Origin of the sequence: Acetivibrio saccincola (genome assembly GCF_002844395.1) — a bacterium.
Classification (GTDB): domain Bacteria; phylum Bacillota; class Clostridia; order Acetivibrionales; family Acetivibrionaceae; genus Herbivorax; species Herbivorax saccincola.
On the sequence record NZ_CP025197.1, the window covers coordinates 2,110,630 to 2,125,574 of the forward strand.

14 protein-coding genes and 1 tRNA gene are annotated in these 14,945 nt (G+C 33.1%); 1 reads left to right on the top strand and 14 read right to left on the bottom strand.

Going from position 1 to position 14,945, the window contains the following annotated elements; translation table 11 throughout:
• Positions 1-32 precede the first annotated feature (32 nt).
• From HVS_RS09440 to HVS_RS16550, 3 genes are all read right to left on the bottom strand, one after another.
• Positions 33-119, bottom strand: a tRNA-Leu gene (locus tag HVS_RS09440).
• Between the two features lie 92 nt (positions 120-211).
• Positions 212-1,582, bottom strand: coding sequence for a cellulase family glycosylhydrolase (locus HVS_RS09445; protein WP_101304199.1), 1,371 nt, complete (start codon positions 1,580-1,582; stop codon positions 212-214).
• 417 nt (positions 1,583-1,999) lie between these two features.
• Entirely contained in the window at positions 2,000-2,305 is a 306-nt protein-coding gene (locus tag HVS_RS16550) for a hypothetical protein (protein WP_159063437.1), read from the bottom strand.
• Between the two features lie 19 nt (positions 2,306-2,324).
• On the opposite strand from HVS_RS16550, the gene HVS_RS16555 reads away from it, so the two are divergent.
• Positions 2,325-2,615 (top strand): lysoplasmalogenase family protein, encoded by a 291-nt coding sequence (locus HVS_RS16555; protein ID WP_159063438.1) that lies wholly within the window; start codon positions 2,325-2,327, stop codon positions 2,613-2,615.
• Between the two features lie 13 nt (positions 2,616-2,628).
• Here HVS_RS16555 and cls read toward each other — a convergent pair whose 3' ends face one another.
• From cls to HVS_RS09505, 11 genes are all read right to left on the bottom strand, one after another.
• Positions 2,629-4,164, bottom strand: a complete 1,536-nt coding sequence (gene cls, locus HVS_RS09455) for a cardiolipin synthase (RefSeq protein WP_101301629.1) — start codon at positions 4,162-4,164, stop codon at positions 2,629-2,631.
• Positions 4,165-4,478: 314 nt separating this feature from the next.
• Positions 4,479-5,042 carry a DUF4412 domain-containing protein gene (locus tag HVS_RS09460; RefSeq protein ID WP_101301632.1) on the bottom strand — a complete coding sequence of 188 codons (564 nt, stop codon included), beginning with the start codon at positions 5,040-5,042 and terminating at the stop codon, positions 4,479-4,481.
• 90 nt (positions 5,043-5,132) lie between these two features.
• The gene (gene lysA / locus HVS_RS09465; RefSeq protein ID WP_101301635.1) at positions 5,133-6,446 is read right to left on the bottom strand and encodes a diaminopimelate decarboxylase; all 1,314 of its coding nucleotides are present in this window, start codon (positions 6,444-6,446) and stop codon (positions 5,133-5,135) included.
• Positions 6,447-6,583: 137 nt separating this feature from the next.
• Positions 6,584-7,327 carry an RDD family protein gene (locus tag HVS_RS09470; protein WP_101301639.1) on the bottom strand — a complete coding sequence of 248 codons (744 nt, stop codon included), beginning with the start codon at positions 7,325-7,327 and terminating at the stop codon, positions 6,584-6,586.
• A gap of 10 nt (positions 7,328-7,337) precedes the next feature.
• Positions 7,338-8,324, bottom strand: coding sequence for a stage II sporulation protein M (locus HVS_RS09475; RefSeq protein WP_101301643.1), 987 nt, complete (start codon positions 8,322-8,324; stop codon positions 7,338-7,340).
• A 63-nt stretch (positions 8,325-8,387) separates the two neighbouring features.
• Positions 8,388-9,692 (bottom strand): DUF58 domain-containing protein, encoded by a 1,305-nt coding sequence (locus HVS_RS09480; RefSeq protein WP_101301647.1) that lies wholly within the window; start codon positions 9,690-9,692, stop codon positions 8,388-8,390.
• A gap of 62 nt (positions 9,693-9,754) precedes the next feature.
• Positions 9,755-10,762, bottom strand: a complete 1,008-nt coding sequence (locus HVS_RS09485) for an AAA family ATPase (protein ID WP_101301650.1) — start codon at positions 10,760-10,762, stop codon at positions 9,755-9,757.
• Positions 10,759-11,787 carry a DUF4350 domain-containing protein gene (locus HVS_RS09490; protein ID WP_101301654.1) on the bottom strand — a complete coding sequence of 343 codons (1,029 nt, stop codon included), beginning with the start codon at positions 11,785-11,787 and terminating at the stop codon, positions 10,759-10,761. The genes HVS_RS09485 and HVS_RS09490 overlap by 4 nt, the downstream gene beginning before the upstream one ends.
• Positions 11,784-12,536 (bottom strand): hypothetical protein, encoded by a 753-nt coding sequence (locus tag HVS_RS09495; protein WP_101301656.1) that lies wholly within the window; start codon positions 12,534-12,536, stop codon positions 11,784-11,786. Before HVS_RS09495 ends, HVS_RS09490 begins: the two co-directional genes overlap by 4 nt.
• 1 nt (position 12,537) lies before the next feature.
• A complete protein-coding gene (locus HVS_RS09500) occupies positions 12,538-13,560 on the bottom strand; it encodes a hypothetical protein (protein WP_101301659.1) in 1,023 nt (340 codons plus the stop codon).
• 99 nt (positions 13,561-13,659) lie between these two features.
• Positions 13,660-14,895 (bottom strand): D-alanyl-D-alanine carboxypeptidase family protein, encoded by a 1,236-nt coding sequence (locus tag HVS_RS09505; protein WP_101301662.1) that lies wholly within the window; start codon positions 14,893-14,895, stop codon positions 13,660-13,662.
• Between the last annotated feature and the right edge of the window lie 50 nt (positions 14,896-14,945).

Consider the following 14,945-nt stretch of genomic DNA (forward strand, 5'->3'; position numbering starts at 1 on the left):
GTAACCAAATAGTTACAAGGCTTTTAAAAATCTGGTGCCGAAGGTCGGACTCGAACCGACATGGTATTGCTACCGCTGGATTTTGAGTCCAGTGCGTCTGCCAATTCCACCACTTCGGCACTAATATAACTCAACGTTTAAAAATTATAACATCTTTATTCTCATTTGACAAGAGGTTTTTCGAAATTTTTTATGATTTTATTATTTAATCTTATTTATCAACGGGAAATTTATCTACAATCTCCAATATAAATCTTCCCAGCAAAACTGCATCATTTGAGTTAATAACACCATCACCGTTTAAATCTGCTACTTTACTATAATTTTCAACAGGCAAATCATCTATCACTTCTAATATATACCTGTTCAATAAATTATAGTCAATTGAATTAATAATGCCGTCCCCATTTAAATCCCCATACAGAATATCTTCCCCAGGAGACGGTGTTGGCTCTGGAGTAGGTGTCGGTGTTGGCTCCGGTACTCCCCCTGCCCCTCTTACAAGTGCCTCTGCAATCTCAGGATGGTACCATGTAAGGTTTCTTCTGTCTAAAAGGGCATAGGATTCTGCTTTACCACCCTCGTTGTATCCATTATCCCACCATATCACCGTTATGCCCCTTTTTCTTGCTTCTTTAGCAAAAAACTCTGCATGCCGGATCCTGTCTGAAAGGTTATTCTTATTTATACTGCCAAACTCACCTATGACAACTGCTCTTCCATTTTTAATAAATCTATTATAAAGTGCCTCCAATTCAGCTGCAAGAGAAGCCTTGTCATAATCACTTCCCCAGCTGGCAGTGCCGTTGACATCCATAGCAAAGAAGTATGGGGAATAATTATGTACAGATATAATTATCCTGTCATCATTATTAGGAATAACCAGGTCATTTAATGCAATATCTATAGCAGATGCAGCATGTGCCGGAATCATTATATGCCTTTTTGCATTGTTTCCCCCGGTACTTCTGATTGTGTTTACAGCAGCCAAATTAAAATTATTTATAACATGGCGGTTTTCAGGTGTTCCACCTGACCATTCATAAGGTGAGTTTTCTACCCTGGGTTCATTCATCGTTTCAAAAATTAAATAGTCACCATAGTCTTTAAAGCGGGTTGCAACTTGTTCCCATATTTTCACCAGCTGTTCTGTACTTCTTTTTTCCTGGGCATATGTAGGAACAAGCCATGAGTTTTCGTGGTGAAGATTAATTATAGCATACATATCGTTTGAAAGTGCATAATTCACTACTTCCTCCACCCTGTTCAGCCAGCCTTCATCAATTTTATAATCGGGAGCCGGTCCCACATGACCTCCCCAGGTAACGGGAAACCTTACAGTGTTAAAGCCCATTTCTTTAACTTTATCAATCATTTCCTTTGTGGTTTTAGGATTTCCCCAGTTAGTTTCCCCTCCAATGGCATCAAGGGTATTACCTAAATTCCATCCAATCCTCATTTCATTTACAAGTTCTAAAGATGTAATATCCCTCATACCTGTGTATGCTGTAGATGCTGAAATGTTAATATTTCCGCACAGCAAAACAAATAAAAAAGACAGCGTTGCAACAACAGTCCCCATTTTAATAAATGTTTTTTTAGTCACAATACTTCCCCCCTGTTTTTTATCTCTTAATTTTTACTATATAAGTTCGCAAAAACTATTTTTTTCATGGACTTTATAAAAATAATACAGCTTCACTTCTTTAATTCCGAATATTGTTAAATAAAAAACCTAATAAGTCTTTCCACAAAATCCGCAAAAATGTTATAATAAATACTATATTTAAAATTTATATAAACATAATTTTATATTATCCGAAATATATATAGAGTAAAACTTCTAAAACTTATATAAAAAGGGGAGAAACTTTTATATGAGTACAACCAAAAAGAAAATTATAAATACAGCATTACTTTCTATTCTTATTATTTTAGCTTATTTTATCATTGTAAATGTATATCATTTATTTTTCCTAAAAAGTACATTTGCTTATAGTCACACATGGTTTTTAAAAAGACTAATGCCATTTTTATGTACAGTCATTGTGTTTTTAATTGGCAAAGACAGCATTAACAAAAAAGATGCCACTTTACTTAAAATATCATATTTAATGATTTCAGCCGCTGAAATTTCCTTTGCTTTAGACAATTTATTTTTTGGCATTGCTTTCTTTGTACTGTGCCAGATTTTCCTTATCATAAGGCATTGTGCGGGATTTTCTAATTCTGCAAAGAACAAAAAACTTCTTATATCTTCAGGTATCCTGGTAGGAATTATAGTTTTTGTATTAATTATCGCCATCTTTTACCCTGCTTTAGGTATGGATAATCTTTTTTACTTAATTATTGTCTATGGCATAATCCTTGGAATTTCTCTATGGGCCGGTATTGTAAACTATTTTACAGGTAATTTTCCCAAAAAAAATGCACTGCTTATTGTGACAGGCATAACTTTATTCTTTGTAGGTGATTTTCTGGTAGGCATTGAACTAATTACTGAAAACGAATACAGTAAAAACATATTAAACTTAATTTTATGGATCTTTTATACACCTGCAATTACCCTCATTGCTTTAAGCGGGTATAATTTTACTAAAAACTCTGAAAACTAAATTTTAAATTACATTACATGAGAGGTGAAAAAACCTTTAAAAAAGAGCCTATTATAGTTTCATACCACTTCATATTTTCTATATCCTCCATCCTAATTTCTTTGCATTCCTTTAAAGTCTCTAAAAAATCCTTCTTCATTTCCATTAAGCTAGGACTCTTATACATCCATACACCACATTCAAAATGAAGGTAAAAGCTCCTGTAATCTAAGTTTATTGTGCCGATAACTCCGTATTCATCATCCACTATAAGATTTTTTGAATGGATAAATCCAGGCAAGTATTCATAAATTCTTACCCCGCTTTCTACTAAAATTTCATAATTTTGCTTTGTAACAGCATGAACATACCACTTATCACTAAGGTATGGGGTTATAATCCTTACATCAATTCCCCCTTTAGCTGCAGATGTCAAAGCTTTTATCATCTCATTGCTTATGATAAGATATGGGGTTGTTATATAGATATACTTTTTAGCCCTGTTAATGGAGTTTAAATAAACAGTTTCCCCAACAGGTTCATCATCCATTGGGCTGTCTGCAAAAGGCTGGTAATAAGCATGGGGCTTTTTAAGTTTTATGCACATTCTGTTGTCTATAAACTTTCCGTAATCCTCTTCAATTCCCCTTAAATAATCCCACAATGACAAAAACATAACTGTCATGTTTAAAACCGCTTCACCCTTTAACATTATGGCAGCATCTTTCCAGTGACCGTATTTTTCTATTTCATTTATATATTCATCAGCTAAGTTAATACCTCCGGTAAATGCAGTATGACCATCAATAATAACCAGTTTGCGGTGGTCTCTGTTATTAATTTTTGTAGATAATACAGGCATTATGGGATTAAAAACACAACACTTTATGCCCATCCTCTCAAGTTTTTCATTGTACTTATAAGGCAATGTGAGAAGACATCCAAAATCATCATATATAATCCTAACATCCACCCCTTCTTTCACCTTTTCAAGAAGGATATCTAAAATGGTGTCCCACATAACACCCTCATTTATAATAAAGTACTCTAAGAATATATAATGTTTTGCCTTTTTAAGCTCTTCTTTTAATTTTTCAAACTTCTTTTCTCCCAATGAAAGGTATTCACTTATGGTGTTTTTAAAAGGCGGGTAAAAACCATAATCCTGAATGTATTTTGATATAACATATGCATCTTCATTCTGCTCCCTGATGTCTTTTAGGTTTTCTTCCTGGGGTTTTAAAGTCTCCAATATTTTATCCGTGTTTACCGACATTTTTTTTCTTTCTTTTTTGCTAAGCCTTTTACCTCCAAGCAATAGATAAAAAAGGGCACCAAAAACCGGAAAAATCAAAACCGGAATAATCCACATAATTTTATATGAAGGATTGCTCTTGCGGTTAATAATCAAAACCACCACAATAATACTAAGTGCTATGTTAACCCAGTAATAGGTAACAAAATAATCACTGAATGCAGAGAATACTGCTATTAAAACAGCAATTTGCACTAATAAAGCAGCCACTATTAAAGAAATCCTGTGATATAAAATCTTAATTATTGATTTCATCTCAACCCTCACTTCGTAATATATTTCCTTTATTGTCATGATCTACATTTAAATTGAACTTGTAGAAATATTCAATACAGGTAAAATCATGGATTTACCTCTCTATTATATGAGAAATAAATCCATACCTTAATCTAAACATACAAAATCAATATATAAACAATGTACAAATATAGAAATTACAAATTAGAAATCAAATACTTATTGGTATAAATTTACATATCACTAAAATTAAACATTTCCCCGAAATCTATTATTTGATAATCAGCCGGTATATCAAAGTTACTGTCAGATACATGATCTGTTTTAAGTTCTTAAACTTCCATATAAACAGGATTGCTACCTTCAATTTCAATTTTTACCGGAAATCCTGTCTTTGCATCCAGCCATACTTTTCCTTTATTCTGTCCATCATCTTTTAATACAACGTGACAATCATAATTTTTAAACTTTTCCACACCAATATAATCAACTGAATCCCAATCAAAATCATTAATCTCATCAAATAAATCTGAAATTGGCAAATCCTCTGAACCCGAGGACAGCTTAACGGCATTTTTTCCTTCAGTATCTAGAGCGTACATATAATCGTCTTTTATAATTATGGTTGTATTAAGTTCGCCGGATATATCCATTTCAATCCTAAAATTCTTTTTCTTTCTTATAACTTTTAAATTCCCTTCCCGACCATCTGATTTATAGGTGAATTTATAAGAGAGTTCATCAATCAGCTTAGCTGATTCAGTAAGCTCTTTTAACTCCTCCTTTGAAAGCTTTTTTACATCCCCGCACCCCCACAGAACAGTGGAAAGTACCACTAAAATACATAGAAACACCAGTCTTTTAATCATTGCGTTTTTTTTAACTTCTTTTCTCATATTACTCTCCCCTTTACTTATTTAATTTAGCAAAAAATACTATATTATTATATCATTTATTTCAAAGCATTGCTACATTTTTTTTATTTTTTATAAATCTTCCGGTATAATATCATTTCTGATAACATCCCCGTAGTCTTCCCTTTTAACTATTATCCTTGCCTTTGCGTCTTTTACAAGGACAATGGGGGGTCTTGGTATTCTGTTGTAATTACTGGACATTGAATAATTATATGCTCCTGTTGTAAAAACTGCCAAAACATCCCCAGACTTTACTTCAGGCAGCATAATGTCCTTTATAAGAATGTCGCCGGATTCACAGCACTTACCTGCAATTGTAACCTTCTCAGTCCTCGGGGCATCCGGCCTGTCCACAATTACTGCATCATACTTTGCCTGATACATGGCATACCTTGGGTTGTCAGTCATTCCCCCATCAACCGCCACATATTTCCTGACATTTTTAATTTCCTTTACAGAACCTACCCTGTACAGGGTAATTCCAGCCGGGGCAGCAATAGACCTTCCTGGCTCTATAACTATTTTAGGAACCTTTATCCCCTTTTGGCTGCAAACACCCTTTACAACCTCTGATACAGCACCTATAAAAGAGTCATAGTCTATCTCTTCGTCCTCTTTGGTATATTTTACACCAAACCCTCCGCCTAAATTTAATTCTCCAATTTCTATGTTAAGCTTTTCTTTAAGCTCTGCCACAAACTCAAGCATAACTTTAGCTGCTAATTTAAACAATTCTAAATCAAACAGCTGTGAGCCTATATGGCAGTGAAGGGACATAACATTTAAATTTGAAAGCTTTAAAGCCTTGCTTATTATTTCAAATGCCTCACCATTTTCTATAGCCATACCAAATTTTGAATCAATCTGACCTGTACTGATAAATTCATGGGTATTTGTATCTATTCCTGGCTTTACCCTGAAAGAAACATTAACTTTTTTACCTGATTTATATGCAATTTCATGTACCATTACAAGTTCTTCTTTATTATCTATAACTATCCTTCCTACATTATTTTCTATTGCTAACATAAGTTCTTCATATGTTTTATTATTGCCGTGAAAATACACCCTCTCCATTGGAAAACCCGCTGTAATGGCTGTATACAGTTCCCCGCCTGATACCACATCAAGACCTAAGCCCTCCTGCTCTATTATTTTGCAAATTGCCGTTGTACAAAGGGCTTTGCTGGCATATACCACCAAACCCTTTCCATCATAATATTTCTCAATTGCATTTTTATATCTCCTGCAGTTTTCCCTGAAAAGAGCCTCATCCATAACATAAAGGGGCGTACCATAAGTATTGACCAAATCTAAGCAATCACACCCGCCTATTTCCAAATGATTTTTTTCATTTATATTTACAGCTTTTGATACAAACATTTTCTCACAACCTTCCATTAACCTTGCATTGCCATGCTTAAAGCCTTATTTAAACTTTTTAAATTATGGTAACACTTATAATAACAACAGTCAAGACAAAAAAATTTTTTATGTAAATATATACTATTAAATGTATGCTATTTGCTGTTTAAATTAATTATCTCTTCAAAAAAATCATAGGGGCTTTCATGAGGTTTTTCCAAATTAAATTTTTTCATAAAGTACATGTTTAAATTATGCGCAATTACCTCTCTTCTTTCACTTAGTTCAAGCTTTCTTTCTAAAAAGTCCTTTAACAAATTATACTCATAGTTGTCAACAGGGTACACATTAGAAGAGGATTCTTCCTCTTTATTTAAAGCAATAAGTTCCTTTAAAGTAACAGGTTTTTTCTGCCTGTCAGTCTTAACAACAATGGTATTTGCAGCAAAATCCCCTATTCTTTGAGACTTATTTGATAAAACTACAAACATTATATCCACAAGAAAAAATCCCGGCAGTAAAAAAACCAGTCTTAAAAAGCCTCTTAAAATTACATCAAATATACCTATTGGCGCACCGGTGCCCTTTATAACCCTAAGTTTCATACACCTTTTACCCGGTGTCAGTCCTTTTTGAAAAGTTTCAAAAAATACAAAATAAGCAAGATGAAAAAATAAAATTAAAGTATAAGTAAATAATACAAAATCCACAATCCCAAGTTCTAACACTATGTATATTAAGTCAAAATCCATAAAGTGCATTAAAAGGCGTATAAATATAATTGCTAAAATTTGTATCAAGCAATCAATAAAAAATGCTGTAAATCTAGAACCAAGCCCGGCCAATTCATATTCTATATGTACATTTTCCGGTGTCAATAACTTTATAATTTTCCTCATATTTCATTCCCTACCTGTCCAAGTTTTTTGCTTTTAGTTTATTTTTATACTTCACATTCGGAATTGCAACATACAATATAAAAAGTATCAAAGTAAATACCGAAAATAACAATTTAGAAACAGGCGAAACTTTTTGGCTAGGAGTAAAATATCCTTCTATAAAACCTGCAATTATAAGAAGGGGAATGGTACCCACCACAAGCTTTAACGCTTTTTTTCCGTTTATTATAAATGAATCTTTTCTGGAATATTTTCCAGGATTAATGAGGGAATAACCAATTATAAGCCCGGCACCCCCGCTAATGAAAATTGCTATTAGTTCAATTATACCATGGGGAAGTATTAAAGCCCAAAAGTAGAGACTTTCACTTTTTATAAAAGACAAACCTCCAATAACTCCCAATATATACCCGTTTTGCAGCAGTATACTAATACTTCCCACTCCTAAAGTAATTCCAAATACAAAAACCAATATGGAAACCCTTATATTATTGGTAAATATATGATTAGAATGCACTGCACCATCCCAGTTTACAGTATGTTCACTTAAATCTCTTTTTAAATAAAACTCAACTTCATGTGAAGACAGGAAAGCCGCTGCATTGTCCGTTAAAATAATTGTTAAAATAAAACTAAATAAAGCTCCAAACAAAAAAACAGATGCAGACAATATAATGGGTTTTATATTGTCGATTATTAGCAAAGGAAATTTAACAAGAAAAAAATTAAAAATTTTTTTGATATTTGATTTTTTGGTAGCATAAATATAGCTGTGGGCAGAAGCCACAAGGCTGTTTAAATATTCTGTAGTCCTGGTATCCCCGTAATATGTCCTGCTGTAGGATAAATGCCCGCATGTTAAATTATATGCATTTAAAAAATCATCCAGCTCATCTTTGCTGAATTTATGTATATTACCGGACTTAAACTTCTTTAAAAGGGATTCTAACCTTTCCCATGTCTTATGATTTTCTTTAATAAATCCTTCTTCCTTCATAGCAAAACATCCTATTTTTTGTAATTTTATTTAAAATCCATAAAAACCCTCTAACTAATTGTATCATATGAAAGCCTTCATTTGAAGATATTTATTGACAGTTTCAACTGACAGTTTATCAGGCGGAACATCTATAACACTTATTCCCGAATCATGAAATATCTTTTGAATTTTCTCCCTTTCATCTATCAATCTGATGGAAGCCGCCTTTAAATAAATATCTTCACTGTTTTTAGCAAACCCATTTGCTATTTCATAAAGTCTCATATCTTTTATAGTTATCACAAGGGGAACATGGTATCTTGCTAAGTTTTTCAGTGCAGTAGAAAGACTTACAGCTTCCTGGACGTTAAAAAGCTCTGTAAAAATACACAAAAGACACCTTCTTTTCTGATTTTGATTTAAATAACTCAAAGCCCCCTTATAATTTGCTGTAACAAAGTTTTCTTCAACATTGTAAAGATTTTCTGCAATTAGCTGGAGCTGCCCCTTTCCCTTCCCGGGCTTAACATATCTTTTTACACTGCTGTCAAATACCATAACACCAACATTATCCCCTTTTCTTATAGCCACATCTGCTAAAAGGAAAGAAGCATTGATAGAGTAGTCAAGTTTTTTAATATACTCTATCTCTGAATTCATCACCCTGCTAGAATCCAACATAATCATAACTTGCTGGTTTTTTTCAGGTTCATATGTATTTACTATAAGCTTATTTGCCCTGGCTGTGGCCAGCCAGTTTATTTTTCTGTAGTCATCCCCTTCACTGTATTCACGAAGACTCTCAAACTCCGTTCCCCCACCATGGCTCTTTACCTTTTTTACCCCATGTATAAGGTGGTTTTTGTTTATAATTTTAAGACCATATTTACTCAAATCCTTTAAATTTGGATAAACTTTATAATTTTCTGTAACATCGTACCAGTATTTTTTTGAGCACAGTTTTAAAATACCGTTATATTTAATATGTATTTTTCCAAATGTAAACTCCCCTCTTTTTTCAGGGACAACAACATATTTTCCCTCTGCCTCACTATATGGAGGAACTTTAATTTTTACAAACTCATCTTTTATATCCATGTGGAGGGGAATCTCATCCTGTGCAATTATATCTAATGGATAGCCGCTTTTATTTCTTATGGAAATAATTATTTGGTTTTCCCCGCCCATTGATAATTTACTGTCACAAATCCTCCTAATCTCAAAATGCTTTTTGCCGGGAGTTATTATGTAATCTATAATAAGTAAAATAAAAAGCAATGAATTATATATTACAAAGACATAAAACTCCACTCCTGAAATTATTCCGGCAAGCAAGGGAACTATTCCTATTGCAATTAACAAAGAAAAAAATTTGCTAAAGGGCATTTTAACTCTCCTTTTACCTGGTAGTTAAACTTTAAGTATCTATGTTGGTACTTCAACTTTTTCTATCTTGGTACTTCAATTTTTGACAATATACTTTTTATTACATCATCATTGTTCATACCGTCAATACCGGCTTCAGGTTTTAGCAAAATCCTGTGCCTTAAAACAGGCAAAGCCAGCTCTTTTATGTCTTCCGGAATTACATATCCCCTTCCCTGCATTGCAGCATATGTTTTTGACGTTAAAAGAAGTGAAATGGACGCCCTGGGGCTTGCACCCATTATAAGGTCAGGGGAATTTCTTGTAGCATTTGTAATGGAAGTTATGTAGTTAATGATTTCATCTTTTACCAAAACTTTTTCTATTTCCTTCCTGCACTTCTTAATATCTTCATATGTACATACGGTATTTATATTTTCTTCGTCAATTTTTTTGCTGTCAAAACCTGTGTTAAACTTTTTTAAAAGTTCATTTTCAACACTTTGTGGGATGTGGTCAATTAAAAGTTTCATTAAAAACCTGTCCACCTGTGCTTCCGGCAGCGGGTACGTCCCCTCATATTCAATAGGGTTTTGGGTGGCAAGTACCATAAAGGGCTCCTCTAATTTATGAGTCTCCCCGTCTATGGATATGGATCTTTCCTCCATGGCTTCAAGAAGAGCCGCCTGGGTCTTTGGAGGTGTACGGTTTATTTCATCTGCCAAAAATATATTTGTAAATAAAGGACCTTTTTTTAAGTAAAACTCCACTTTTTTAGCATCAAATACTTTTGTACCTATTATGTCAGCAGGCATAAGGTCAGGAGTAAACTGCACTCTTTTAAAAGCTGCCTTTACAACCTTTGACATAACCTTAGAAGTAAGGGTTTTTGCAAGTCCAGGCACTCCCTCAATCAAAACATGTCCCCCTGTCAAAAGACAAATAACCAGTTTCTCTATAAAATCATCCTGCCCTACTACAACTTTTGATATTTCCTGTATTATTGCCTCACTTTTTTCCCTTGTAAATTTACACTCATCTAAAGTGTTTTCTCCATTAAAATTTTGCTTTTCACCAATATAATCAGTCATCTTCTAATAACCCTCCTGATTTCTTCTAATTTAATATATAAACTTTCCATTTTTCTTTTGTCATTAATATTGTTTTTAATGTATTGTTCACAGTTTCCGGCAAGCTCTTTTATATTCATACCCTTAAACAATGGGTTTTTTTGCGCCTCATTAAAGACTTCATCATAATTTATCTCTCTTCCTTTATATCCTAAAAAGCCTGCAAGCTCATTTTTAAACTTTTCATAAACAATCTCTAAAACCATGCTGTTTGCCTTTGCTTTCATATATATGTTAGAAAGGGCATAAAGATTTTCATTTTCCTCACGCTTTATTATTTTATACACAACCGCAGGCTTCCCAAATCTTCTGGATTTTATAAAAATATAAATAATAATTGCCAGCATCAGCTGGGCTAAAATAATTCTTCCCGTAAAACCTATAACATCCAACAGGGGCATTTCCCTTCCTAAGCCATGATAAAACTCGTTAAACAAAATCATTTCATTAGAGCTTACCTGAAGGGCATGAATAAAAGCAACCCCAGGGTCCAAATTTTTAATTGAGTCATTTGTATATCTTCTGTAATTATCCAGATATATAACCTTTCCATTACCCATATTGTACATCCGGTTGTCCCCAAAGTATGAAAAAACTTTTGCATACTCTTCTTGCCCCTCAAGTATTTTGTAATTATTACCTATAAGCAGTTCTTTAGAGCCAATGAGAATTAAAGTATTTCCCCTTTCAATCCAATCCAAAAGATACTTTCGCTCTAAGCTTCCATTTATAATATTTATTCTTGGTGAAATTGCAACCATTGTTACACCGTCCGGCAAAAAACGTGCAGATTTTTCATAACGGCCTACTTTAAACCCCATTTCCTTTGCAAGCCTATACAGCACTCTTGTACCATTTTTCCCGTTATTGTATGTAGAATAATTAGTAGATTCTTTCATTTCGATTTCTATATCTAAAATTATAATACCTACCAAAGAGAGGAATAGAAAAACAAGTATAAATATAAAAATCTCTTTTTTTCTCATGAATTTTTATCCCTCCTCTCTTTAGTGATAATTTCAAAATACGCCTGATACCAGTTTTGAAATTTATCAGCCCTTATCACCCTTCCCCCATAACAGTACTTATTAAAGTCCTGTGTAAATTTTGAGAATATATTAAACAAATCCGGTCTGTTAAGTTTTATCTCAGTCAAATACTGTTTATTAGTTTTTGATTTGTTTAGCTTTACTATGTTGTAATTGTTTAGCTTAATTAATGATGCAATGTATAAAAATCTAAGTGCATTATTGTAATCACCTTTACGTATATGTTTATCAACCACTTTTAGCATATCTTCAGGCTCTTTAACTGACAGCAGAATTTCTTCATCATCTTTCTTTATTTTTTTAGAAATATATGCATTTCTAAAAATAATAAAAACTATTATAAAAATAATAAAAACAGTAAGAGCTATTGAAAGATAGCTTAAAAAGTCAAAAACCTCCGGAGAAACTTCTTCATCCATAATTGAATTTTCTTCCCACTTTTTTTTAAAAACCTCCCTGTACTTATCATCAACCATTTCAACTATCGAGTCAAAGGTTTCTTCTATAAAACCCTTTTCTTGGTCAGAGGTTTTATCCTCACTTGATGATATAATTCCTGAAAGCTTCTCTCTTATCTCATCCTCATTATCCGGAGGTGAATCATAATATGCCAATATATAAGATTGTAAAACCGCTGTAAGTAAAACCGCCAGAATAAAAGATAATATCCTTTTAGCTTGTACCATTTTACACTTCTCCATTATTTGTATTAATTGCATTTTCTTGTTTTTCGATCAACTCATTTAATTTTATCTCTAGATCAAGCCCATCCTTTTTAACTTTAATATCTATAAATAAAACCGTTATAAACACTATAACAAAGGGATATAAAATTGTACTTAAAACTGTACCTAATGAATAAAGGATATAAAAAATAATATCGTTTTCATATACGCCATACACATAAAACGAAATTATAGTAAACATCTTTCCAACTATAATATAAATAATATAACAAAATAAACTTGAAAAACCTATATGCCGGGAAGAACCTGCTGACATCCTGAAAGCCCTTTTCCTGCTTTCTGACACGGATAAACCTTCATTTACAATAAAATTATAGCCTAATATCATTTTTGTCCAAATAACCCCCACAGGAAAGAAAATCACGACCGGTCCTACTATCAGGGTTATTACAACACTAAGTATAATGGTTAAATCAGCTGATAAAATCTCTTCTAATGGGATTACAATGGATGCAATAAAAGAAAAACCAAAGAGTCCTCCTATAAATGAAAGAATAAACACCCCGAATAAAACAATATAAAAATACACTTTATACCTTGCCATTCTCCACATGTATTTAAAACCATTTTTTATTATTTTTAATATATTTTTATAAGAAAAATCATAAATATCATCTACAACATAATAATATACAACTTTCATTATGGCGGCGTGGAAAACAAGTTTTATAGTTAAGCTGTATATTATATTTAGTAAAACAAATACATCTTCAACAAAGCTTTTTCCTGCTGCCCCCAATAAATCCGTAGAATTAGAGTTGGTAACTTCTATATACCGGAGAAATGAAACAAAACCTTCTTTCACATCAGGGGTATCTATTAAAAACTTTGCAAAAATCCACGGAATATGTAGTATCAATGAAATAAATACAAAAGTTTTGAAATTATTTTTAAAAATTTCAATGGAATAATCCGCCACATCCCAAATTCTCATAGGTTTTAACACTTTATCTTTTTGAACCATATTCTCTTAATGCCTCTCCTTTTGTATTAAAAAAAAGAAAAACATCAGTTTTTCTTTTTATAAATTATCATACTATGTAATTAAATTCAATAGATAGTTTTAATCCACGTTCCTTCCAATATTGTACCAACTGGTAAACAGCCTTTTAAACATTTTTATAAAAGACACCTTTTCAACCTCCCTATCGCAGACTAAATCTATCCTGCCTATTTCATTTCCGTCAACTTTGTATATCACTTCCCCTATCCTTTGACCCTTTTTAACCGGGGCAGCTATTGACTTTAAAACCCTTATTTCTCTTTTTATTTTGTCCTTATTCCCCTTTGATAAAAGCAAATTTAAGTCATCAGCATAAACTGCCATTGCCATACTTTCAATACCTTTTTTTATCACCACTTCCCTGACTTCCCCACCTTTTTCATTTACCTTTTTTGACTCATAGTTGGCAAATCCATGGTCTAAAAGTTTTCTGGACTGGGCAAAGCGGCTGTTAGAATCAGAACCTCCTAAAACAACGGAAATAAGTCTCATATTATTTCTTGTGGCAGTTGCTGAAAGACAGTGCCCTGCTGCCCTTGTAAAACCGGTTTTCAGACCGTCTGCACCATTGTAGAATCTTACTAGTTTGTTTGTATTTGTTAATTCAAATTCCCCACCCCTGAAACTGTCCATCCAGATAGAGGTATACTCAAGTATCTTTGGGTGCTTTGTAACCAGTTCCCTTGACATAATGGCCACATCATAAGCACAGCTGTAATGACCTTCATCGGTAAGTCCGGTACAATCAAGAAAATGGGTGTTTTTCATACCTAGTTCTTTGGCTTTTTCATTCATCTCAACAACAAAGGCTTCTTCACTTCCACTAATTAGTTCTGCCAAAGATACAGTAACATCATTTGCTGAGTGCATGGCAACTGCCTTTAGAGCATCCCGTACTGAATACTGTTCCCCGGGTTCAAGATATACCTGTGAACCTCCCATACCGGCTGCATATTCAGAGGCTGTTACAATATCGTCTAATTTTATCTTTCCTGAGTCAATGGCCTCCATTATCAACAACATGGACATAACTTTGGTTACACTTGCTATGGGAAGTCTCTCATTTGAATTTTTCTCACAAAGCACCTGTCCTGTTGCAGCATCAATTAATATATACGCTTTAGATTCAAAACTGTCAAAACTTTTACTTGCCACCATTGCCTCAACCACTTCTTCGTCATACCCGTACAAATCATCATCTGAAAAAACTGTATCTTTTGAGGCAGATGTACTTAAAGAAAACAAATTAAATAGAAGCAAAATTATCATTAAATACACAGCATTTTTTTTAAACATAAAGGATTACCTCCATACTTTTAACTATACAACCGTATAGTTAAAAGTAT

Coding starts and splice junctions, on each gene's coding strand:
- HVS_RS09445 (WP_101304199.1), bottom strand. CDS start 1,582: ATGGGGACTGTTGTTGCAACGCTGTCTTTTTTATTTGTTTTGCTGTGC.
- HVS_RS16550 (WP_159063437.1), bottom strand. CDS start 2,305: ATGGCGATAATTAATACAAAAACTATAATTCCTACCAGGATACCTGAA.
- HVS_RS16555 (WP_159063438.1), top strand. CDS start 2,325: ATGGATAATCTTTTTTACTTAATTATTGTCTATGGCATAATCCTTGGA.
- cls (WP_101301629.1), bottom strand. CDS start 4,164: ATGAAATCAATAATTAAGATTTTATATCACAGGATTTCTTTAATAGTG.
- HVS_RS09460 (WP_101301632.1), bottom strand. CDS start 5,042: ATGAGAAAAGAAGTTAAAAAAAACGCAATGATTAAAAGACTGGTGTTT.
- lysA (WP_101301635.1), bottom strand. CDS start 6,446: ATGTTTGTATCAAAAGCTGTAAATATAAATGAAAAAAATCATTTGGAA.
- HVS_RS09470 (WP_101301639.1), bottom strand. CDS start 7,327: ATGAGGAAAATTATAAAGTTATTGACACCGGAAAATGTACATATAGAA.
- HVS_RS09475 (WP_101301643.1), bottom strand. CDS start 8,324: ATGAAGGAAGAAGGATTTATTAAAGAAAATCATAAGACATGGGAAAGG.
- HVS_RS09480 (WP_101301647.1), bottom strand. CDS start 9,692: ATGCCCTTTAGCAAATTTTTTTCTTTGTTAATTGCAATAGGAATAGTT.
- HVS_RS09485 (WP_101301650.1), bottom strand. CDS start 10,762: ATGACTGATTATATTGGTGAAAAGCAAAATTTTAATGGAGAAAACACT.
- HVS_RS09490 (WP_101301654.1), bottom strand. CDS start 11,787: ATGAGAAAAAAAGAGATTTTTATATTTATACTTGTTTTTCTATTCCTC.
- HVS_RS09495 (WP_101301656.1), bottom strand. CDS start 12,536: ATGGTACAAGCTAAAAGGATATTATCTTTTATTCTGGCGGTTTTACTT.
- HVS_RS09500 (WP_101301659.1), bottom strand. CDS start 13,560: ATGGTTCAAAAAGATAAAGTGTTAAAACCTATGAGAATTTGGGATGTG.
- HVS_RS09505 (WP_101301662.1), bottom strand. CDS start 14,895: ATGTTTAAAAAAAATGCTGTGTATTTAATGATAATTTTGCTTCTATTT.